General features: G+C 65.9%; 21 protein-coding genes and 1 pseudogene. 14 read left to right on the top strand and 8 right to left on the bottom strand.

Going from position 1 to position 20,831, the window contains the following annotated elements:
- Positions 1-41 precede the first annotated feature (41 nt).
- Positions 42-1,295, top strand: coding sequence for a digeranylgeranylglycerophospholipid reductase (locus tag ATJ93_RS10860; protein ID WP_120244660.1), 1,254 nt, complete (start codon positions 42-44; stop codon positions 1,293-1,295).
- 210 nt (positions 1,296-1,505) lie between these two features.
- Complete coding sequence (locus ATJ93_RS10865; protein WP_120244661.1) at positions 1,506-2,759, top strand: FAD-dependent oxidoreductase; 1,254 nt, start codon at positions 1,506-1,508, stop codon at positions 2,757-2,759.
- A 99-nt stretch (positions 2,760-2,858) separates the two neighbouring features.
- On the opposite strand, the gene ATJ93_RS10870 is transcribed toward ATJ93_RS10865, so the two are convergent.
- The 3 genes from ATJ93_RS10870 to ATJ93_RS10880 all read right to left on the bottom strand — a co-directional run bounded on the left by ATJ93_RS10870 (position 2,859) and on the right by ATJ93_RS10880 (position 4,561).
- Positions 2,859-3,155, bottom strand: coding sequence for a HalOD1 output domain-containing protein (locus ATJ93_RS10870; RefSeq protein ID WP_120244662.1), 297 nt, complete (start codon positions 3,153-3,155; stop codon positions 2,859-2,861).
- Positions 3,148-3,627, bottom strand: a complete 480-nt coding sequence (locus ATJ93_RS10875; RefSeq protein ID WP_120244663.1) for an Lrp/AsnC family transcriptional regulator — start codon at positions 3,625-3,627, stop codon at positions 3,148-3,150. Before ATJ93_RS10875 ends, ATJ93_RS10870 begins: the two co-directional genes overlap by 8 nt.
- A gap of 193 nt (positions 3,628-3,820) precedes the next feature.
- Positions 3,821-4,561, bottom strand: a complete 741-nt coding sequence (locus ATJ93_RS10880) for an SDR family NAD(P)-dependent oxidoreductase (protein WP_120244664.1) — start codon at positions 4,559-4,561, stop codon at positions 3,821-3,823.
- A gap of 133 nt (positions 4,562-4,694) precedes the next feature.
- Here ATJ93_RS10880 and ATJ93_RS10885 point away from each other — a divergent pair, with 133 nt between their 5' ends.
- On the top strand, positions 4,695-5,153 hold the full coding sequence (locus ATJ93_RS10885; protein WP_120244665.1) for a universal stress protein: 459 nt from the start codon (positions 4,695-4,697) through the stop codon (positions 5,151-5,153).
- A gap of 99 nt (positions 5,154-5,252) precedes the next feature.
- Here the strand turns inward: ATJ93_RS10885 and ATJ93_RS10890 are convergent, their stop codons facing one another.
- Entirely contained in the window at positions 5,253-5,636 is a 384-nt protein-coding gene (locus tag ATJ93_RS10890) for a VOC family protein (protein ID WP_120245251.1), read from the bottom strand.
- 217 nt (positions 5,637-5,853) lie between these two features.
- Between ATJ93_RS10890 and ATJ93_RS10895 the strand changes: the two genes are divergently transcribed.
- The 3 genes from ATJ93_RS10895 to ATJ93_RS10905 all read left to right on the top strand — a co-directional run bounded on the left by ATJ93_RS10895 (position 5,854) and on the right by ATJ93_RS10905 (position 7,357).
- Positions 5,854-5,997: a DUF7560 family zinc ribbon protein gene (locus ATJ93_RS10895; RefSeq protein WP_120244666.1), complete on the top strand. Its 144-nt coding sequence runs from the start codon at positions 5,854-5,856 to the stop codon at positions 5,995-5,997.
- A 65-nt stretch (positions 5,998-6,062) separates the two neighbouring features.
- Entirely contained in the window at positions 6,063-6,692 is a 630-nt protein-coding gene (locus ATJ93_RS10900; protein ID WP_120244667.1) for a universal stress protein, read from the top strand.
- A gap of 71 nt (positions 6,693-6,763) precedes the next feature.
- Positions 6,764-7,357 (top strand): hypothetical protein, encoded by a 594-nt coding sequence (locus ATJ93_RS10905; protein ID WP_120244668.1) that lies wholly within the window; start codon positions 6,764-6,766, stop codon positions 7,355-7,357.
- 112 nt (positions 7,358-7,469) lie between these two features.
- Here ATJ93_RS10905 and ATJ93_RS10910 read toward each other — a convergent pair whose 3' ends face one another.
- Positions 7,470-8,594: a Gfo/Idh/MocA family protein gene (locus ATJ93_RS10910; protein WP_120244669.1), complete on the bottom strand. Its 1,125-nt coding sequence runs from the start codon at positions 8,592-8,594 to the stop codon at positions 7,470-7,472.
- A gap of 203 nt (positions 8,595-8,797) precedes the next feature.
- On the opposite strand from ATJ93_RS10910, the gene ATJ93_RS10915 reads away from it, so the two are divergent.
- The 7 genes and pseudogenes from ATJ93_RS10915 to ATJ93_RS10945 all read left to right on the top strand — a co-directional run bounded on the left by ATJ93_RS10915 (position 8,798) and on the right by ATJ93_RS10945 (position 15,669).
- Positions 8,798-9,877: a tubulin/FtsZ family protein gene (locus ATJ93_RS10915; protein ID WP_120244670.1), complete on the top strand. Its 1,080-nt coding sequence runs from the start codon at positions 8,798-8,800 to the stop codon at positions 9,875-9,877.
- Between the two features lie 422 nt (positions 9,878-10,299).
- Positions 10,300-11,181 carry a coiled-coil protein gene (locus ATJ93_RS10920; protein ID WP_120244671.1) on the top strand — a complete coding sequence of 294 codons (882 nt, stop codon included), beginning with the start codon at positions 10,300-10,302 and terminating at the stop codon, positions 11,179-11,181.
- A 330-nt stretch (positions 11,182-11,511) separates the two neighbouring features.
- Positions 11,512-12,507: a signal peptide peptidase SppA gene (gene sppA, locus ATJ93_RS10925; RefSeq protein ID WP_120244672.1), complete on the top strand. Its 996-nt coding sequence runs from the start codon at positions 11,512-11,514 to the stop codon at positions 12,505-12,507.
- Positions 12,508-12,626: 119 nt separating this feature from the next.
- Positions 12,627-13,985: a DUF373 family protein gene (locus tag ATJ93_RS10930; RefSeq protein ID WP_120244673.1), complete on the top strand. Its 1,359-nt coding sequence runs from the start codon at positions 12,627-12,629 to the stop codon at positions 13,983-13,985.
- Between the two features lie 72 nt (positions 13,986-14,057).
- Positions 14,058-14,795 (top strand): diphthine--ammonia ligase, encoded by a 738-nt coding sequence (locus ATJ93_RS10935; protein WP_120244674.1) that lies wholly within the window; start codon positions 14,058-14,060, stop codon positions 14,793-14,795.
- A gap of 99 nt (positions 14,796-14,894) precedes the next feature.
- Positions 14,895-15,023, top strand: a pseudogene (locus tag ATJ93_RS10940) (diphthine--ammonia ligase); the annotation flags it as partial.
- A 169-nt stretch (positions 15,024-15,192) separates the two neighbouring features.
- On the top strand, positions 15,193-15,669 hold the full coding sequence (locus tag ATJ93_RS10945) for a YciE/YciF ferroxidase family protein (protein WP_120244675.1): 477 nt from the start codon (positions 15,193-15,195) through the stop codon (positions 15,667-15,669).
- A gap of 62 nt (positions 15,670-15,731) precedes the next feature.
- On the opposite strand, the gene ATJ93_RS10950 is transcribed toward ATJ93_RS10945, so the two are convergent.
- Together ATJ93_RS10950 and pyk are read right to left on the bottom strand one after the other, a co-directional pair.
- Complete coding sequence (locus ATJ93_RS10950) at positions 15,732-16,163, bottom strand: DUF7312 domain-containing protein (protein WP_120244676.1); 432 nt, start codon at positions 16,161-16,163, stop codon at positions 15,732-15,734.
- A 93-nt stretch (positions 16,164-16,256) separates the two neighbouring features.
- On the bottom strand, positions 16,257-18,032 hold the full coding sequence (gene pyk / locus ATJ93_RS10955; protein ID WP_120244677.1) for a pyruvate kinase: 1,776 nt from the start codon (positions 18,030-18,032) through the stop codon (positions 16,257-16,259).
- A 123-nt stretch (positions 18,033-18,155) separates the two neighbouring features.
- Between pyk and ATJ93_RS10960 the strand changes: the two genes are divergently transcribed.
- Entirely contained in the window at positions 18,156-18,443 is a 288-nt protein-coding gene (locus ATJ93_RS10960) for a GYD domain-containing protein (protein WP_120244678.1), read from the top strand.
- A gap of 101 nt (positions 18,444-18,544) precedes the next feature.
- Here the strand turns inward: ATJ93_RS10960 and metG are convergent, their stop codons facing one another.
- Positions 18,545-20,659: a methionine--tRNA ligase gene (gene metG / locus ATJ93_RS10965; protein WP_120244679.1), complete on the bottom strand. Its 2,115-nt coding sequence runs from the start codon at positions 20,657-20,659 to the stop codon at positions 18,545-18,547.
- Positions 20,660-20,831: the final 172 nt, after the last annotated feature.

The raw sequence follows: 20,831 nt of genomic DNA on the forward strand, positions 1-20,831 counted from the left end.
AACTGGACAAACTCATTAGGATCCGAGCAAATCACGATTACATGAACGATCGCTACGACGTGGTGATTGCCGGCGCCGGTCCCGCAGGAGCGCAGTGTGCGCGGGATCTCGCCGCGAGGGACTACGACGTCGTCGTCCTCGAGACCGAATCCGAGGACGAGTTCCCACGCCAGAGCAACAAGTCGACGGCCGGGACCTTCCCGTCGATGATGGCCTCCTTCGGGATTCCGGACGACGTCGTGATGCAGTACACCGACAGCGTGGTGCTGGAATCACCCCACGAGTACTACGCCTCCGAACAGCCCGGCGCCGTCCTCGAGTTCGCGGACTTCAAGCGCTACCTCGTCGAGGACGGCCGCGAGAAGGGTGCCGAGTACCGATTCGACTCGCGAGCCACCGCGCCGATCATGGAGAACGGCGAGATCGTCGGCGTCACCTACAACGGCGACGAGGAAGTTTACGGCGAGATCGTCATCGACGCGACCGGTCCCGCTGCGCCGATCTCGAAGAAACTCGGCGTCAGCAACTTAGAGCGGAAGAACCACGCGATCGGCATCGAGTACGAACTCGAGGGGATCGACGTTAACCGTCCCGGCTTCGCGGATCTCCGCGACGCGATGATGCTGCGGCTGGACCACGACATCGCGCCCGGCGGCTACTCGTGGATCTTCCACACCGGCGGCGACACCGCCAAGGTCGGCCTCTGTTACATCCAGAACGAGCGCTACCAGCAGTACGGCGAGGACAGCAAGAGCATCGACGACTACCTCCAGCACTGGCTCGACACCGACCCGCGCTTTGCCGACGCCGAGCGCATCGAAGGGAAGCAACACCGCGGCTCGGCCCACATCCAGATGCCCGGCAAGATGCACACCGACCGGTTCATGGCCATCGGCGACACCGTGCCGACGGTCGACCCCCTCTGGGGCGAGGGGATCAACAAGTGCATGCAGTCGGGTCGGATGGCCGCCGCCTCGGCCGATAGCTGTCTCAAGCACGGGAACCTCGAGCCGACCGCCGAGAACCTCGAGGTGTACGAGACGCTGTGGCACCGCGAGGTCGCGCCGAACATGCAAAAGCGGCTGTGGATGACCCGGCTGCTCTACCTCGCCGACAACGAGCGGTACGACCAGTTCATGCGGGATCTCAATCGGTTCGACGAGGACACGCTGGCGCAGGCGAACAAGGGTAACGTCTTCGCGATCGCGAAACTGCTCAACCTCGGCGACCTGCCGCTGCTGGCCCAGCTCGGCACGGAGTATCTGGATTTCGACTCGCTCAATCCGCTGCGGTAGCCGTCTCGGTCGCGTCCACCGACCGATTCGATCGCTGACTGATCGCTGACCGATCGCTGGTTCTCGTGCATCGGTGTTTTCAGGTGGCTTATGGTACAGCGAGCCTCGAGCGGCGCAGCAACTGAGTAGCGCGACTAAGGGTCGGGAATACGATCGCGAGACCGAACACGTTGGGACCAGACGTTTCCCCCTCGAGCACCTGGCACTGCTATGACGATCCAAACCGACGTCCTCGTCGTCGGCGGCGGGGCGACGGGTGCGGGAACGGCACGCGACCTCGCGCTACGGGGACTCGACGTTACGCTCGTCGATCGCGGCGGCCTCTCGGCGGGCACCTCGAGTCGCTCGCACGGGCTCTGTCACAGCGGCGCGCGGTACGCCGAGAGCGATCCGGCCGGTGCGGAGGAATGCATCCAAGAACGCGAGGTTCTGGGTGAAATCGCCGGCGCGTGCGTCCGCGACACCGGCGGGCTGTTCGTTCAACTCGAGGGCGACGATCCGGACTACTTCGCGGCGAAACGCGACGCCTGCGAGGAGGTCGGGATTCCGACGAGGGAACTCGAGGGCGACGACGCCCGGGCCGAGGTGCCGGCTCTCTCGCCAAACGTGGAGCGGGCGCTATCGGTTCCCGACGCCGTGATCTATCCCTCGCGGCTCGTCGCCGCGAACGCCGCGGACGCCCGCGAGCACGGCGCGCGTATCTTCACGCACGCGCCCGTAGAGGAGATGCACCTCGAGGGCGACCGGATCGCCACGGCGACCCTCGGCGGGCGGGTCGACGATACCGTCGAGGCGGATTTCGTCGTCAACGCCGCCGGCGCGTGGGCGGGCCGCGTCGCCGCCATGGCGGACGTCGACGTCGAGATGCAACCCAACCGCGGCGTCATGGTCTCGGTTCGAGACGACGCCCTCGAGCCCGCGACGATGCCGGTGCTCAACCGCTGTCGCGAGCCCACGGACGGGGATATCGTCGTCCCCCACGAGGACGAGGTCGTGCTCGGAACGACGAGCGTCGACGTGGACGACCCTGACGAGTACGAGACGGCCGACTGGGAACTCGAGCGAGTCCGCGAGGAGTGCGGGCGGATGCTCCCGCCGGTCGCGAACGCTGCGGACGTTCGCACGTGGTGGGGCGTCCGTCCGCTCTACGCGCCCGACGAGGCGACCCGCGAGTCGCGGGGCATCTCGCGGGGCTTTTTCCTGCTCGACCACGGCGCGGACGACGTCGCGAACATGACCTCGATCGTCGGCGGGAAACTGACGACCTACCGAGCGATGGCCGAGGCGACGGCCGATCTGGTCTGCGAACGGCTGGGCGTCGACGACCCCTGTGTGACGGCCGACCGTCGCCTTCCGGGTGCGGACGACCCGGACCGACTCGACGCGTTCGTCGCCGAATTCGACGCCGGTGGCCCGTCGGACGCGGACGTCGTTTCGACCGGCGACGATATCGATCGGTCGTAAAGCGGCCGCCACGCCGTGCTCCGTGATCGCGGCTGCTTCCGAAGGATGGCAACCGCTTCGCACGAGCGGGGGACGGCAAAACTACGGCTCGAGACTCGATTACGGGCGAACCGTCACGACCCCGTCACTCCGGACGGTTACGTCTAACTCCCGATAGGGGAACGAGACTGTACACTCGCCGTCCCGGCTCGAGGACTGGTCACCCCGCAGCAACGCGTCCAGCGCGTCCGGGTCGACGACCTCGTACAGCGGTTCGAGGTCGGACAGCTCCGAGCCGGTGACGAGCTGGACGAGGCTGGCGACGGCGACGGTCGGCGCCGTCGTCTCGAAGTCGTACCGCGCCCGGCAGGCGTTCTGCTCTAACTCGAGCTCGGCGAACTCGAGGACGTCACTCATCCTCGCCCTCCTCGACCAGTTCCCGGCCGAAGTGGTCGAACGGTTGGATGTGCGTGCTCTTGAGAATCTTCGAGTTCACGACGTCGATCCCGAGCGCCGTGAGTTCGTCGGAGATGCGCGCGATATCGTCGGTGTCGGTGCCGACGGCCTCGATCTGGATATTTTCGGTGCCGTCTAGTACTTCTCGGATCGTCACGATGCCACTGACGTCGCGTGCCCGTTCCGCGAGTTCCTCGCGTTGGGCGTTCGGCGCGGTACAGGTAAACAGGACGTGCAGTTGCAACCCGGCCGTATCGTAGTCGATATCGGGATGGTACCCTCGAATGACGCCCGCCTCCTCGAGTTCCTCGATCCGGTTGCGGACCGTGCTTGCGGAAACGCCGATCTCGTCGGCCATCTCCTGCGTCGTAATGCGACGCGCATCCCGTTGAAGTAGATAGAGGACGGCTCTGTTAGTTGCATCTAGCTCCATTCTCCCACTATCGCAGTGGGGCCGCACCCATTTTATTATTTTGTGTAACAGCCCGAAATAATTTGCTAATTTAGCAACAATCGGCCCAAACTAATGTTTTATTCGGTCCGGGAGTTGCTAAAGTAATAATCGAACACAGTTACTAGGAAACGGACGAAGCGCGACACTCGCACCACTGGAGTCGGGGCGCGGGTCAGACCGTTTCGGGGAGCCAGCCGCCGTCGACCTCGACGTTTTCCCCGCTGATGTACTGGCTGTCCGGATCGAGGAAGAAGTACAGCGGCTGAATCAGGTCCTCGAAGTCCGCGGGGCGACCCCGCGGGAGGTCGTCGGGAAACTCGTCGGAGTTTTCGACCACGTACGGCGAGATGGCGTTGACCGTCACCCCGTCGTCGTGCGTGTCGGCCGCGAGCATCCGCGTGAACATCAGTACGCCCGCCTTCGCGACGAAGTACGGGAAGTTCTTCGGACTCACCAGCCCCTTCTCGCTCGAGGCGTAGCCGATGTTGACGATCCGGCCGTAGTCGCGCTCACGCATGGATGGCAGCGCACGCTTCGAGCAGAGGTAGGTCCCGTTGAGGTTCGTCTCGAGTACGCGATTCCAGGTAGCAAAGTCGAGGTCGGCCCAGTGTGCGGGCGCGAAGTCGCCGACGTTGTTCACGAGTACGTCGACGCCGCCGAACTCGGCCTCGACGGCCGCGAACAGGCCGTCGACGCTCTCGGGGTCGGTAACGTCCCCCTGGACCGTCATCGCGTCGCCGGCACCGCGCTCGAGCGCCTCCTCGGCGACCTCGCGCGCCGCGTCCGCGCTCGTGTGGTAGTGCACGACGACGTCGGCGCCGCAGTCGGCCGTCGCGAGCAGGAGTTCGCGGCCGACGCCTTTCGCGCTGCCGGTCACGAGGACCGTTCGACTCGAGAGATCGGGTCCGTCCATATCCCAGTCTCGACGACGGGGCGGAAAAAACGTTTGAACTGCGACACGACGGAGCGAGACGGCCCCCGATACCGCCACTCACGGCTCGAACCGTCGGATGGATTTACATCGGTGGAGTGAGATAGTCGCCGATATGACGCTGGAAACTGTACTACTGGCAGTCGGACCGGGAGATTCCGAACGAATCGACGAGCTCGCCGAAGCCGTCGTCGAAGTAGCGGCGCCGGCCGACGCGACCGTCGTCCTGGCGCACGTCTTCACCGACGGCGAATACGACGAGGTCCTCGACCGCCTCGAGTTCGATCGTAGCGTCGACGAGATCGAACCCGACGAGGTCGCGATGCGCCACTCCACGATCCGCGAACTGCAGTCGGCGCTCGACGAGTACGACGTTCAGTACGAGGTCCGCGGCGCCGTCGGCGACCACGGGCCGACGATCGTCGACCTCGCCGGCGACGTCGACGCCGACCGCGTCATCGTCGGCGGTCGCCGCCGCTCGCCGACCGGCAAGGCGGTGTTCGGCTCGACGGCCCAGGAAGTGCTGCTCTCGTCGCCGTGTCCGGCGACGTTCGTCCGCAGCAGCGAGGAGTAACGCCGTCGTGAACGGTCGATCGTGATCGGGTGACCGTCCCCGTCGACCGCTCGCTTTCTTCCTGATACCGACGCTGACGACCCACAACGCGAGTCGCGACTATTCGTCCAGCTTCGCGTAAATCTCGACCTCGTAGCCGTCCGGATCCTCGACGAAGGCCGCGCGGGCGTCGACCGCGTCGACCGTCATCGGTCCGCGGAGCACCTCGCAGCCGGTCCGCTCGGTGAGTCGCTCGAGCGTCGCCTCAAGGTCGTCGACGAGAATCGCGAGGTGGACAATGCCGGACGGATCGATCGCCTCGTCGCTGTCGGGATCGTGTGCGAACTGGATCGACGTCTCGAGTTCGTCGCCGGTGACGTAGTAGTTGTGAATCCCGTCGTCGGTGCGGAACTCCTGGTGGAAGTCCAGTCCCAGCCCGTCCTCGTAGAACGCCTTGGTCGCTTCCAGATCCGAAACGCGAACTGCAGTGTGATCGACTTCCATACCCGTCGCGTCGCACGCGGTCCGCATAAAGGTACAGTCACGGACCGGCGCTCGAGGCGGCGTTCGCGGTCCAGCGCTCGAGGCAGACCGGCTCCGGACGCAGTCCGTCCGGACGCGCTCGAGCGGGCTCGAACCGGCGTCGCTTCCGTGTGTACTTAAACGTCCCTGATATCGTGGTACGAACCCTATGCGGGTTGCTCCCCTAGATAGAATCGTGATGAGCCCCTACAGATTCAGGTGCCCGGACTGCGCGCAGCGTATCGAACTCGAGGAACCGGGGCGCGAAGCCGCGGTCGAAAGCGGCTGTCCGTTCTGCGGGACCGCGGTCGGGACCGAGGACTTCGCCGTGACCGCGCCCTAGTACGGCGTCCCTACCGTTCGGAGCGGACTCGAGCCTATTTACGTCGCCGTTCCTAACGTCGTACTATGTACCGGAACGTCCTCATTCCGACGGACGGGAGCGACGGCACGCGACGGTCTATCGAACACGGACTGGCGATCGCGGACCGCTTCGGCGCGACCGTCCACGCCCTCTCGGTCGTCCCGGAGGGGCCGCTCGGCACGTTCGAGGCCAACGAGGCAACGCCCGCCGCACACCGAGCCGTCGAGCGCGTCGAACTCGAGGCCGACGCGGCGGGCGTCGACGTCGTGACGGCGGTCGAACAGGGCGTCCCCCACGAGGAGATCCTCGACTACGTCGACGAGCACGACATCGACGCGATCGTCATGGGCACGCAGGGACGGACCGGCCTCGACCGCGTGCTGATGGGCAGCGTCACCGAGCGGATCGTCCGGATGGCCGACGTGCCGGTCGTGACCGTCCGGCTGAATCAGGAGCTGCGGATCGAGGACGCGGACGAAGCCGAGCGGATCGCGCGCGACGCGCTCGAGGGCGACGGCTACGATAGCGATGCGCGGCTCACGGAGGAGCCCCATCGGACCAGCGCGTCCTGGATCGTCCCGTTCGAAACTGACGGTGAGCGCGTTCACGTCCACGTCGATGCTGTGACCCGCGAGACGCGCGTTGCGAGCCCGAATCGGAACCGAAGCCGGTAAGCGAATTTCGAACCCGTCGCTCGCGTCGACGGCGATCGACTCCATCGCGTTCGCGTTGCTCTCCGCCATACATGTTCGGGAAGAGCTACTGGGCGGAGCGGGCGTTACTCTCGTTTATGAACCCGTTCTCGAGCGCCCAGCCGGCAGACGAGGGCTTCGACGACCTGTCCGAGTTCGTCCCCGAACACCTCCCCGATCCGGGGTCGTTCCTCGAGGCCCACGACGTGCTCACCGACGACGAACACGTCGCGTTCCACGAACTGACCCGCGAGTTGTTCGAGGAGCGCGGCGTCTACGACGCCACCTTCGGCTACAACCTCGCGAAGCTCAACCTCGACGTGCGCCACCCCGAGGCGGGCTTCCGGTACGCGGTCGACGCCGACGACCCGACCGTGCTCCGGGCCGAGTTCACGCCGACGACGGAGTTCTGCCCGCAAGCCGAGGCGCTGGTTACTGGCTCGTTCCGCGCGTGGAACGGCCTCGGCGACCGCCACGAGTACGACCTCGTGCGCGTGCGCGTCCACCCCTCGCACCACCAGGCCGACCCGCTCAACGAGTCGCTCGAGGCCCTCGAGGCGGAGTTCCGCGAAACGGGCGAGGTTCCGGATCCCGAAGCGAGCGGGAACGAGGACGCCGACGAACAGCAACGGACGTCGCCGTTCTAACGGCCCGCTCGAGGCGGGCGTCCTCACGAACGGCGAGGGTCACGCCGTCGAATCGCAATTGAACGATCCGCAGAAGAATCGGTCGGCGGGCAGAGCGACGCCGTCGGCTACCTCACTCGAGGGAGACCCACTCGCCGCGCTCGTCGCTGTCCTCGATTGCCGCGAGCACGCGCTGGGCCGCCAGCCCGTCCTCGAAGCTCGGGTGGAACTCGCCGCCCTCGTCCACGGCCGAGAGGAACTCGTAGTTCTCGTGGACGAAGGTGTGCTCCCAGCCGATGACGTGGCCCGGCGGCCACCAGTGGTCGACGTAGGGGTCGTCCTCGTCGGTCACGAGAACGGTCTCGTAGCCGCGATCGTCCTCCCGAAGCAGTTCGAGTTCGTTCAGCCGCTCGAGGGAGAACTTCAGGCTGCCCTTCGAGCCGTGGATCTCGATCGTGTGGTCGTTCTTGTGCCCCGTGGCGTTGCGGGTGGCCTCCAGGGTCCCCATCGCGCCGTTTTCGAACTCGAGTTGCGCGGAATAGGCGTCGTCGACGGTGACCGGTCGGGTCTCGTCGCCGCCTTCGACGGGCCGCTCGTCGACGAACGTCCGTAAGTGGCCGCTGAGTCGGTCGATGTCGCCCGCGAGGTCGTCGTCCCCGACGAGGAACCGAATCAGGTCGACCGTGTGCGCGCCCAGGTCGCCCAGCGCGCCGGAACCGGCCATCTCCTCGTCGTTGCGCCACGACCACGGCGCCTCGGGGTCGACCAGCCAGTCCTGCAGATAGCGGCCGCGGACGTGGCGGATCTCGCCCAGTTCGCCGTCCTCGAGCAGGCCCTTCGCGTACTGGATCGCGGGGACGAACCGGTAGTTAAAGGCACAGCCCGCGGGCACGTCGTCGCCGGCGTCGCGGGCAGCCTCGGCCATCTCCTCGGCCTCCTCGAGCGTCGGCGCGAGGGGCTTCTCGCAGAAGACCGGCGTGCCGGCCTCGAGGGCGGCGATCGAGGGCTCGGGGTGGACGAAGTTCGGGCCGAGATTGTAGAAGACGTCGACCTCGTCGACCACGTCCTCCCAGTCGGTCGCGGTCGAGTCGAAGCCGAGTCGGTCCGCCGCGTCGGTCAGCGCCGCCTCGTCGCGGCCGACGAGCACGCTGCGTTCGATGTCGGGCGCGTCCGGGAAGAACATCGGCAGCCGCGCCATCGCGTTTGCGTGTGCCTTGCCCATGAACCGGTAGCCGAGAACGCCGACTTGAAGCGTCATAGGGACATGTTCACAATAGATAGAGTTAGAACTTTCCGTCGCGGTTAACAGAGTCCGCACCGGGTCGGGACTGTCACGGCCGACGGGACGACGAAGCATCGAGACAGCTAGGCGACGAGGCGGTGAAACGAAACGCGGTTCGGTAATAACGAAGCGGTTAATTCATCGGAACGTTCAACAGGGATCCCTTCGATACGGGTGCTATGAAGGTAGCCCTGATCGGAGTCGGTCAGGCCGGTGGGAAGGTCACCGAACGGCTCGCCCGGTTCGACGCGGACATGGGTTTCGAGGCCGTTCAAGGTGCACTGGCCGTCAACTCCGCGAAACCCGACCTCCAGTCCCTCGAGTTCGTCGACACGCAACTGATCGGTGCCGACCGCGTCAACGGCCACGGCGTCGGCGGCGACAACGAACTCGGCACCGAGATCATGCAGTCGGACATCCAGCAGGTGCTGAACGGGCTTGACGGCCGCGTCACTTCGCGAGCCGACGCCATCTTCGTCGTCGCCGGCCTCGGCGGCGGCACGGGCAGCGGCGGTGCGCCCGTGCTGGTTCACAACCTCCAGCAGATCTACGACATCCCCGTCTACGCGCTCGGAATTCTGCCCGGCCAGAACGAAGGCTCGCTCTACCAGGCCAACGCCGGTCGCTCGCTGAAGACGATCGCGCGGGAAGCCGACGCAACCCTGCTGATCGACAACGACTCCTGGCACGAGCAGGGCGAGAGCGTCGAAGGCGCGTTCGACCGGATCAACGACAAGATCGCCCAGCGGGTCGGCCTGCTCTTTGCCTCCGGCGAGGCCGTCGAGGGCGTCGGGGAGAGCGTCGTCGACTCGAGCGAGGTCATCAACACGCTCCGCGCGGGCGGCATCGCCACACTGGGTTACGCCAGCGAGGTTGCAAGCGAGGACAGCGCCGACAATATCCGCACCGTCATGACCGTCGCGAGACAGGCGCTGCTGACCGGGACGAGCCTGCCGAACGCGACGACGGCCGACTCCGCGTTGCTGGTCATCGCCGGCAAACCCGAGGCGATCCCGCGCAAGGGCGTCGAGAAGGCCCGGAGTTGGCTCGAGGACGAAACCGGCAGCATGCAGGTCCGGGGCGGGGACTTCCCGCTCGAGAGCGATCGCCTCGGTGCACTCGTCCTGCTCGGCGGAGCCGAACGATCCGAGCGACTCGAGCGGTTCATGGAACGGGCTCGCGAGGCGAAGGAAGCCGAGGAACGGGACACCGATCCCGCCGAAGAGCTCACCGACGAGCGCCTCGAGAACCTCTTCTGACGGTTCTCGACGGGTAGGGACTTTCCGGTACTCTACATTGGAACAGCGCCAGCGCCAGCTCACACGACAGCGACGCGTTCGCCGAGCCGTCCCGTGACGACGGCTCGTTGTTTATATGCAGCTCCCCCACCGTGAGACCGGATAACAGCCCCGGACAGCCCCCTGCTAACGGTTTTCACGGGTTTGTGGACCGGTACATTTAAATTACAGGCGCCAGTAGCTACGGGTACCAGAACGCCACCGGGGCGCGTATCGCTCGACGATCGATGACAGGAAATCTTATTCACCGAGGTTTCGCAGATCGTGAGCGGTCGCTTTGTACGGGCGGCCGCGACGACGCCGACGCTCACTATTCGAGCGACGGCGCCGTCGCGATCGGCCGTCGCTCCGGTGCGGGTATGGCACAGAGGTTTGACTAACATATGGTAGACGAATCGAAAAACATCGAACTGACAGAGGACGACCTCGAAAACAAATCGAAAGGCGAGCTCATCAAGATGGCCGGTCAGCTGCGAGACCGGCGCAACGAGCTCAACCAGATGGCCTCCGAGCGCGCATCCAAGCGCGACGACCTGAACGCGAAGACGCGCGAGAAGGTCGACGAGGCCCAGGAGCACCGCGAGAAGCGCGACGAGCTCAACGAACAGGTCCAGGAACACAAGGAAAAGCGCAACGAGCTCAACGCCGAAGCCAACGAGCTCTTCGACCGCGTCGAGGAGCTCAAGTCGGACATGGAGCTCGACGAGGGCAAGGACCTCGAGGAGCTCGAGGAAGAGATCGAGCAACTCGAGTTCAAGCAACAGACCGAGGTCCTCTCGAGCGAGGAAGAGCAGGAACTCATCGAGAAGATCGAGTCCAAGCGCGAGGAGTACGAAGAGCGCAAGCAGAAACTCGACCAGAACGAGGACTTAGAGGAGCTCGTCGAGGAAGCTGAAGAGGTGCGCTCGGAAGCCTCCCAGCACCACCAGAAGGTCACGGAGCTCGCGGACAAGGCCCAGGAACATCACAACCAGATGATCGAGGCCTACCGCGAAGCCGACGAGATCCGTGACGAGGCCGACGAAATGCACGAGAAGTTCGTCGAGGCCCAGGAGGCCGCCGACCAGCACCACGAGGACTTCGTCCGCGTCCAGAAGCGCCTGCGCGAACTGGACAAGAAGGAAGAAGAAGAGCGCAAGTCCGAGCGCGACAAGAAGCAGGAAGAGGCCAAGGAAGAGGCCGAGGAGATCTATCAGAAGTTCAAGGAAGGCGAGACCCTCGACACCGAGGACCTGATGAAGCTCCAGAAGACCGGCCTGCTCTAGAGGTCCGTCAGTTCGATTCGTCCCACGGTCGCGGCTGCGTTGCTCCGATTTTCGGCGGGAGCGCGTCGTTCGTCCGATCTCGAGTCATTACGCTCGAGTGTGGACTGACGCGCCGTCGATGCACCACGCGAACCGGACACGGGACGGAAGCGGGCGACGCGTAGCGGAACCGATTTCTAGCCGGCGCAATCGTGTTCTCGAGAGCGTCAGTCACAGAACTCAACCTGACGACGGGAACAGTTCCTCGAGCGGCCTTGTTGTCCGTGACGGTAACGGTTAACAGGTCGGCACCCACAGCATCGGGCATGCACCGAGGTGTTCGCGAGAGCGATGGTTAGTACGGAGGGACTCGGACGACTCGCGATCGTACTGCTCGCCGTCGCGGCGTTCGCCGCGATCGGCGTCGCACTGTTCGTCGTCTATCCGACGTCGCTAACGGATCTGTTCGGCGTGCTCGTCGCGCTCGCCGTCGTCGGCGTCGGCGTCAGAGTCGGCGGGAACATCGCGTCGTCGCTGTTTCCCGGCTACAACGTTGCCGAGGTCGCCGTCGAAGGACCGATCACCCGCGACGGCGGCGGCAGCTCGTTCCCGCCGAGTCCGCGGGGGACCACCGCCGACGAGGTCGTCGAGCAGATAGAGCGCGCGGACGACGACGGCAGCGTCGGCGCGCTCCTCCTCAAGTTGAACACGCCCGGCGGCGAGGTCGTCCCGAGCGACGACATCCGCCTCGCCGCGGAGCGGTTCGACGGCCCGACGATCGCCTACGCGACCGACACCTGCGCCAGCGGCGGCTACTGGATCGCCAGCGGCTGCGACGAACTGTGGGCCCGCGAGGGGTCGATCGTCGGCTCGATCGGCGTCATCGGCTCGCGGGTCAACGCCAGCGACCTCGCCGAGAAGGTCGGGCTCTCCTACGAGCGGTTCGCCGCCGGCGAGTACAAGGACGCCGGCACCCCGCTGAAGGAACTCGAGGACGACGAGCGCGAGTACCTGCAGGGGATCATCGACGACTACTACGAGACGTTCGTCGAGCGGGTCAGCGACGGGCGCGACCTCGAGGAGGAGTTCGTCCGCGACACGGAAGCGCGGATCTACCTCGGCGACACCGCCCACGAACTCGGGCTGGTCGACGAACTCGGCACCCGCCGGGAGATCGAGGACGAACTGGCCGACCGGCTCGCGGTCGAAGACGTGACCGTCGAGGAGTTCGAACCCGAGCGACCGCTGATGGCTCGCGTCGGCGCCGGCGCCCAGCAGTGTGCGTACGCCCTCGGGGCCGGAATCGCCGGCCTCGCGGACGAGCGGGAGTTCCGCCTGCGGACCTGATCGGACCGAGTCTGCTCGCGTTCTCTCGAGTCCGATCGCCGTTACCGTCCACGATTACGCGCGGCGAATCCGTCGTCCGAGTGAGTGGTTTTATCGTCACACGGGAAGGAACGACTACCGTGACAACGCTGGTCGTCTGCCTCGACCGGACCGACGACGTCGGTCGCCGGACCGGACTCCAGTCGCCGATCGTCGGCTGGGAGGCGGTTCGCGCGCTCGTAACCGATATCGGGCTCGCGGATCCCGAAGACTCGGGAGTCAATACGCTGCTCGAGACGCTGCGGGTCGCCCAGGACCTCCGCGACGACGACGAGGAAGCCGTCGTCGCGGTCGTCTCGGGGGACCGCGAGTCGATGGTCTCGGCCGATCGGGCGGTCGCTCGGCAACTCGACGGCCTCATCGCGGAGTACGACCCCGATTCGGCGATCGTCGTCCTCGACAGCGCGGAGGACGAGCGGCTGGTCCCGATCGTCGAGAGCCGCGTGCAGGTCGATTCTGTCGATCGCGTCGTCGTCCGCCAGGCGCGGGACATCGAGTCGACCTACTACCTCATGAAGCAGTTTTTGGCGGACGAGGAGCTCCGACAGACGGTGCTCGTCCCGCTTGGGCTGACGCTGCTGGTCTTCCCGTTCCTCGCGATGCGGATCGGCGCCGCGGAGGGAGCGGCCGCGATTACGACCGTGATCGGGCTGTTCCTGCTCTACAAGGGGTTCAACGTCGACGAGATCGTGACCGGTCTCGCCCATCAGATCCGGGAGTCGCTGTACTCCGGTCAGGTGTCGGTCGTCACCTACGTCGTCGCCGCCGGCCTGACCTTCGTCGGACTGTTCGTCGGCGCGCTCGGCGTCTCGAGTCTCGGCGAGACGCAGGGGGTGGTCGTTCCGGCGGTGCGGTTCGCTTACGACAGCATTCCGTGGCTTGCGGTCGCCGCGCTGACCGCCAGCGCCGGCCGGCTGCTCGACGAGGTGATCGGCGAGGAGCCGATCCGTAGCTCCTTCCTCAACCTCCCCTTCATCGTCGTCGCCGTCGGGCTCGTAATCAGGGGCTTCGCCGCGTACTTCCTGCAGCAACAGGGCGTAATCGGAGCGGTCGGCATTCCGGCGATCGAACTCGGCGTCCTCACGATCGAGCAGTTCAGGCTCGAGGCCGGCCAGCGACTCGCGCTGTACGTCGTGACTGCCATCGTCGTGAGCCTCGTCGGCGCCCGCGTCGCCTCCTACTTCGGCGGGGCGGAAGACGGCGGCGAGCCGGCGGTTCCTAACGGCGGAACCGGGACTGGGACCGAACCGGACTCGGAAGTCACCGACGGCGGGCCGTCGCCAGCCCCGGTACCGACGCCGGCACCCGATGCGATCCCCGATGGCGAAGACGACCACGAGACCGAGCACGAGCCGCACTCGGACACCGAGACGGATGCTGATAGCGGGGCCGACACAGACTCGGAGACGGACGGCAACGCAGATACGTCAGATACGTAGCGTCGGTCACGGACGTCCGATCGGCCTCAGCGAACTCGTCACTCATTTACACTCCTGTCGCAAGTATCGACTATGAGCGACGCAGACGGCGCGTGGGTCGGCCTCTTCTCCGGTGGGAAAGACTCCTCGTGGGCAGTGTACCGCGCCCTCGAGGAAGGGCTCGACGTCCGACGACTCGTCACCGTCCACCCCTCGGACGACTCGTACATGTATCACGTCCCCGCAACGGATCTCGCCTCGCTGGCCGCCGAGAGCATCGGCATCGAGCTGGTCGACGTCGATCCGGGCGACCTCGAGGCCGAGACGGTCGCCGACTCGAGCGCCCAGGGCGACGACGAACTCGAGCCGTTGGAGGCTGCACTCGAGGAGGTCGACGACGACCTCCGGACAGCGGGCAGGGGCGGCATCGCGGGCGTCACGGCCGGTGCCGTCGAAAGCGAGTACCAGACGAACCGAATCCAGGCGATGTGCGACCGCCTCGGCTGTGACCTCTTTGCCCCCCTGTGGCAGGAGGACCCGCGAGAACTCGCCGACGCGATGCTCGAGGCCGGGTTCGAAATCAAGATCATCCAAGTCGCAGCACACGGGTTAGACGAGTCATGGCTTGGCCGAATCCTCGACGAAGCCGCGCTCGCCGACCTCGAGGCCCTCAACGAGGAGTACGGCGTCCATATCCTCGGCGAGGGCGGCGAGTTCGAGACACTGGTGGTCGACGGCCCGCACATGGATCGGCGGATCGACCTCGAGTACGAGCGCGAGTGGGACGGGACCCGCGGGCGACTACGGATCACCGAAGCTACTCTAACATAGCGTACTGAACCGCGAGTGAACGGCGTGAACGAGCGGCGTTTTTTGGTCCAGATTTTTGCACCGAGTGGTTCGCTCGCGAGACGAGCGAACCCCGAGGTGGAAAAAGGTGGTTCTGAGACACTGGTGGTCGACGGCCCGCACATGGATCGGCGGATCGATCTCGAGTACGAGCGCGACTGGGACGGAACGCGCGGGCGGTTACGGATCACGGACGCGAAACTGGAATAGGAAGTTACCGTCCTGCGAGCGAGCAAGGCTAGCGAGCGGCGCTTTTTCGCCCGTATTTTTGCGCCAATTGGGTGGGCCGTCCGCCCGCTATCCGAGGCGGAGAAGCTGGGGAGGCGTTTCAATTGACGGCCGAACCTCTTTGCGCGTCACCGGTGACGCCGTGAGTGTGATGATGGAACGCCAACGCGACCTCTTCGCCCGCACGCTGCAGGAACTCTACCACATCGAGCAAGAACTCGAGGAACTCCAGTCCGGTCTAGCTGAGGCTGCGACCGACGAAGACTTAGAGGAGTTCTACATGGCCCACAGCGAGCGGACCACCGAACAGCTCGGCCGGCTCGAGCCGCTGTTCGACGCCACAGAGATCGAGATCGAACCCGGCGTCGCCGACAACGCGGCGTTGGAGGGGCTCCGAACCGAGCGCGAGGAACTGGTACAGGATACGCAGGACCCCGTCGTCGGAGACCTCGTCGAGGCCGAACTGGGCCGGGCGATCGAACGGCTCGAGATCACGAAACTCGAGACGCTGCTCGAACTCGCCGATCGGATGGAACTCCCCGACGAGATCGTCGACCCGCTCGAGCAGACCAAGGCGGAAGCGGAGAACGGTCTCGAGGAACTCGAGGAGTTGACGGCGGCGGCCTAAGCCGACGGTCGCGATCGAACGGAAAGACCGAACTCTCAATCGAGAGTTGCAGTTGAACCGCGTTACAGCGGCAGGGAGGCGAGTCGGGCAATCACGAGGAGCATCGCAAGTGCGCCGATGACGACGAACACGACGTTCTCGAGTTCCGGATCGCCGGGTTCGACCGGCGTCGAGTTGGGCTCCGGTTCGTAGGATTCGTCCTCGTTAGCGGCCGCTCCGGCACCGGTATCGGTACTGCCATCGGCTTCGTCCCGGTCGCGGGAGAGATCGATCGGGATTCGGTCGTCCGGTTCCGACTCGGGGCCCGGTTCGCTTCCGTCCTCGTCCTCGAGACTCGCATCCGCATCCGTATCGCCGTCGGCGCCGGAGTCAGAGTCGGACCGGCCGCTACTGTCGGTGCCCCACGTGTCTGTATCGTCCCACGCACTCGAGCGGTCCCACTGGGCGTCGTCGCCTCCGGACGCGTCGCGATCGCCGGAGTCATCGTCAGCCATACGCCTGGGTAGGGGAGCCCCCGTCAAAAAGCCGCGGTCACGGGAAGTGGCGTGGCGGCCGCGTCCCCACCTCGCCGCCGCGAGTCGACGTGACTACTCGAGCGGATCGGCTCGTTCTTGGGCGGCTCGATCGCCGATGTCGCCGCCGTAGACGACGCCGCGTTCGGCGTCGATCGTCACGGTCTGGCCCTCGGCCTCCTCGGAGACGTCCGCGCCGCTGATCATCGGGAGATCCATCTCGCGAGCGACGAGCGACGGGTAGCCGGTCATCCCGCGCTGGGCGTCGATGATGCCGGCGATCTTCTCGAGGTCGCCCTCGAACTCCTCGTCGAAGTCCGACGGGACGGCGACGATCGCGCCGTCGGGGACGTCCGAGAGGTCGCCGTCGGTCAGGTGGACGAGCGGCCCCGTGGCGCGGCCCTCGACGACGACGCGGCCCGTCGTCAGCGCCTCCGCGGCGACGTGGACCTTCAGCATGTTCGTCGTGTTCGCGCCCTCGAGTTCGGTCATCATGCCACAGAGGACGACGACGGTGTCGCCGCTCTCGGCGACGCCGGCCGAGAGCGCCGCCTGCACGGCTTTCTCGACGACGGCGCCGGCACCCTGATCGGAGACGCGGGCGTACAGCGGCGTCACGCCCCACGAGAGCGCGAGTCGGCGCCGGACCTCGTGGCTCGGCGTCGAGGCGACGACCGGGACGCCCGGACGGTACTTCGCGGTCTTCAGGGCCGTGTAGCCGGATTCGGTCGCGGCCACGACCGCATCCGCGCCGATGTCGCGTGCGAGGAAGCGCGCGGAGCGGGCCAGCGCATCGGTTCGGGCCTCGCCGGCGGCGGGCACGCGCTGCTCTAAGAGTTCGGCGTACTCGCCGGAGGCTTCGACCTCGCGGATGATGCTGTCCATTGCATCGACGACCTCGGCGGGGTGATCGCCGACGGCCGTCTCGGCCGAGAGCATCACGGCGTCGGTGCCGTCGAGGACGGCGTTGGCCACGTCCGAGGCTTCCGCGCGGGTGGGCCGTCGGGCGTGGACCATCGAATCGAGCATCTCCGTGGCCGTGATGACCGGGAGGCCGGCCTCGCGACACTGCCGGATGATCCGCTTTTGAATCATCGGGACGTCCTCCATGGGACACTCGACGCCTAAGTCGCCCCGGGCGACCATGATCCCGTAGGAGGCTTCCATGATCTCGTCTAGGTTCTCGACCGCGCCGGCGCGCTCGATCTTCGAGATGATCGGAATCTCGGCGTCGAACTCCTCGAGGACCTCGCTGACCTCGTAGACGTCCTCGGCGTCCCGGACGAAACTCGCCGCGACGAAGTCGACCTCCTTCTCGGCGGCCAGTTCGAGGTCGCGGCGGTCCTTCTCGGTGACGACGTCCAGATCGAGGTCGACGCCGGGGACGTTGACGCCCTTGCGGCCGGCCAGTTCGCCGCCGGTGTCCACGCGGGCTCGGATCGCGTCGCCGTCGCGTCCGATGACGGTCGTCTCGATGAGGCCGTCGTCGAGCAGGATGCGGTCGCCCTCTTCGACCTCGTCGATCGGCAGGGAGAGGCCGACGCGGTCGGACGACGCCTCGTCACCTTCGACGAACTCGATCTCCGAGCCCGTCTCGAGGGGGACGGTTTCGCCCTCCGGAAGGGGTGCGGTTCGGATCTCGGGGCCCTGCGTGTCGAGCATGACGGCGACCGGCTCGTCGCGTTCCTCGTCGACGTCGCGGACGCGGTCGACGAGTTCGGCGCGGTCTTCGGGGCTGCCGTGGCTGGCGTTCAGCCGGGCGACGGACATGCCGGCGTCGGCCAGCTCGCGGATGGTCCGGCGGTCGCTCGAGGCCGGACCGAGGGTACAGACGATCTTCGCGTTTCTCATGGCCTGAACTAGCGGGGGCACGGCCAAAAAGCCACGTGCTTTGACTTACTCGGATCCGAGTTCGAGTTCCTGCCGTCCTGTGCCACGACAATCGTTTTCCGCGGGACCGGCATCGCTGCACGTGTGCCAACCTACGTCTCCCTCATCGACGTCGAGGACCGCACCGTCCAGAACGCGCAGGATCTCGCGTCAATCTGGGGCGAGATCAAGACGGAACTCGAGGAACACGACGCCGAACTCGTCGATTCGTACGCCGCGCTCGGCGGCCACGACTTTCTCGTCATCTTCGAGGCGGACGACCGCGAGGGCGGGTTCAAGTCGGCGCTGACGTTCCGCCGGCACGGGCTGCGGGGCCAGACGATGGAACTCGTCCACACCGACGATTTCTCGCAGTTGGTCGACGAAATCTAACCCGGCGAGGCGTCTCACCGGATCGTCGGTAGTCGAGGCAAGTCTCGAGTCGTCGAAAACGGAAATTCGTGGGCTGTTCGATGGCCGTTGCTCGGGTCGGCTTATCGAATCTTCTCGCCGACTTCAGCGTCGCCGTGAGTCGTCAGCAGGTCGGCCTCCTCGCCGGCCGCGAGGATCATGCCGTTGGACTCGACGCCGAACAGTTCGGCTTTTTCCATGTTCGCCAGCAGCACGCACTTCTCGCCGGGCAGTTCGTCGAGGTCGTGGAGTTGCTTGATGCCCGCGACGATCTGTCGGGTCTCGAAACCGATGTCGACCTCGAGGCGCGCGAGGTCGTCCGCGCCCTCGATGCCCTCGGCGGCCTCGATGCGGCCCACGCGGATGTCCAGTTCCTGGAAGTCGTCGAAGCTGATGCGCTCGTCTGCGAGCGGCTCGAGGTCGTCTGCGTCTGCCATGTCACCGGATTCGTCCGCGGCGGTGTCGTCGCTTTCGGTTTCTTCGTTCTCGTCCTCGTCCCCGTCTTCAGCCTCGGCGACGCGCTCCGCGAGCTTCTCGTTGAGTTCCGCGACGCGGTCGTCCTCGATCTTCTCGAAGAGTTCGCCGGGTTCCTCGAAGTTCCGCGGCGGGGCCTCGAGCGCGTCCTCGAGGAGGGCGTCGCTCACGTCGCCGTCCTCGCCGAGCTGTTCCCAGAGATTCTGGGCCTTGTCGGGTGCGATCGGCTCTAAGAGGACGCCGACGGCCTTGGCGATCTGGACGCAGTCGCGGATGACCTGCGCGGCTTCCCCGGGCTCCTCGTCGGTGAGCTTCCAGGGCTCGTTGCGCTGGATGTACTCGTTGCCGAACTGGGCGAGTTCGACGGCGGCCTGGCCGATGCCGCGGAGGTCGTAGTCGTTGACGGCTGCGCGAGTGGCGGCGATGGCGTCCTGGATGCGCTCGTGGACCTCCTCGGAGACGTCTGCCTCCGGGGTACCCTCGTAGTTTCGGTAGGCAAAGAGCAGCGAGCGGTACCAGAAGTTGCCCACCGTGCCCACGAGTTCGCCGTTGACCTTCTCCTGGAAGGCGTCCCAGGAGAAGTCGACGTCCTGCTGGAGGCCGCCGGTCGTCGTCAGGTAGTACCGCAGCAGGTCGGGGTGGAACCCTTCCTCGAGGTACTCCTTGGCCCAGATCGCACGATTTCGGCTCGTCGAGAGGCCCTTGCCGTTGATTGTGATGAAGCCGGTCGCGGCGATGCCGCGGGGCTTGTTGTAGCCGGCGCCCTCGAGCATCGCGGGCCAGAAGATGGTGTGGTGCTGGATGATGTCGCGGCCGATGATGTGGACGATTTCGCCGTCGTCCGTCCAGACCTGCTCCCAGTCGTACTCGTCGGTGCCGACGCGCTCGGAGTACTGTTTCGTCGAGGCGACGTACTCGATCGGGGCGTCGACCCAGACGTAGAGGACGAGATCGCTCTCGTCTTCGTCCTCGGCGGTCGGGTAGTCGATCCCCCAGTCCATGTCGCGGGTGATACACCAGTCCTGCAGCCCGTCTTCGATCCACTGCCGGGGCTGGTTGCGGGCGTTCGAGGTTCCCTCGAGGCCGTCTAAGAACTCGGTGAGGAAGTCCGCGAACTCGGAGACCTCGAAGAACTTGTGGGTGCGCTCACGGTACTCCGCCGGGTTGCCGGTGATCGTACTCGTCGGATCCTCGACTTCGCCCGGTTCGAGGTGGCGCTGGCAGCCCTCGTCGCACTCGTCGCCGCGGGCCTTCTCGCCGCAGTAGGGGCAGGTGCCCTCGACGTAGCGGTCGGGGAGGTACTGGTCGGCGTCGGGGTCGTAGGCGACCTGAATCTCCTTTTCGTAGATGTAGCCCTCTTCGTCGAGCGTGCGGACGATCTCCTGAGTGAGTTCGGTGTTCGTCTCGTCGTGGGTGTGGCCGTAGTTGTCGAACTCGACGTTGAACTTCGGGAACGTTTCGGCGTACTGCTCGTGCCACTCTAAGGCGAAGTCCTCGGGATCGACGCCCTCCTGCTCGGCGTTGACGGCGACCGGCGTGCCGTGCATGTCCGAACCGCAGACGTAGGCTGTCTCCTGGCCGAGTGTCTGGAGCGCGCGGTTGAACGCGTCTGCGCCGATGTACCCCCGCAGGTGACCGATGTGGAGGTCCCCGTTCGCGTAGGGGAGCCCGCAGGTCACGACGGCGGGATTGTCCGTCGGAAAGTCGTCGTTGTGCGTGCTCATATACGTGTGCTGTCGGTGGCGGGCGTAAAACCCGCCGGTTTCGATCGCGGATCGGTTGGTTCGGTATCGGCCGAAGGGGGTCGAACGCTACGCGTCGCTGCTGTCTCGAATCGTTCGCGTCCGGGTTTCGACGCCGCGAACAAGACCGTCTGACCGGTCGCGTCGCGGCGCG

It is taken from the genome of Halopiger aswanensis (genome assembly GCF_003610195.1).
Classification (GTDB): Archaea; Halobacteriota; Halobacteria; order Halobacteriales; family Natrialbaceae; genus Halopiger; species Halopiger aswanensis.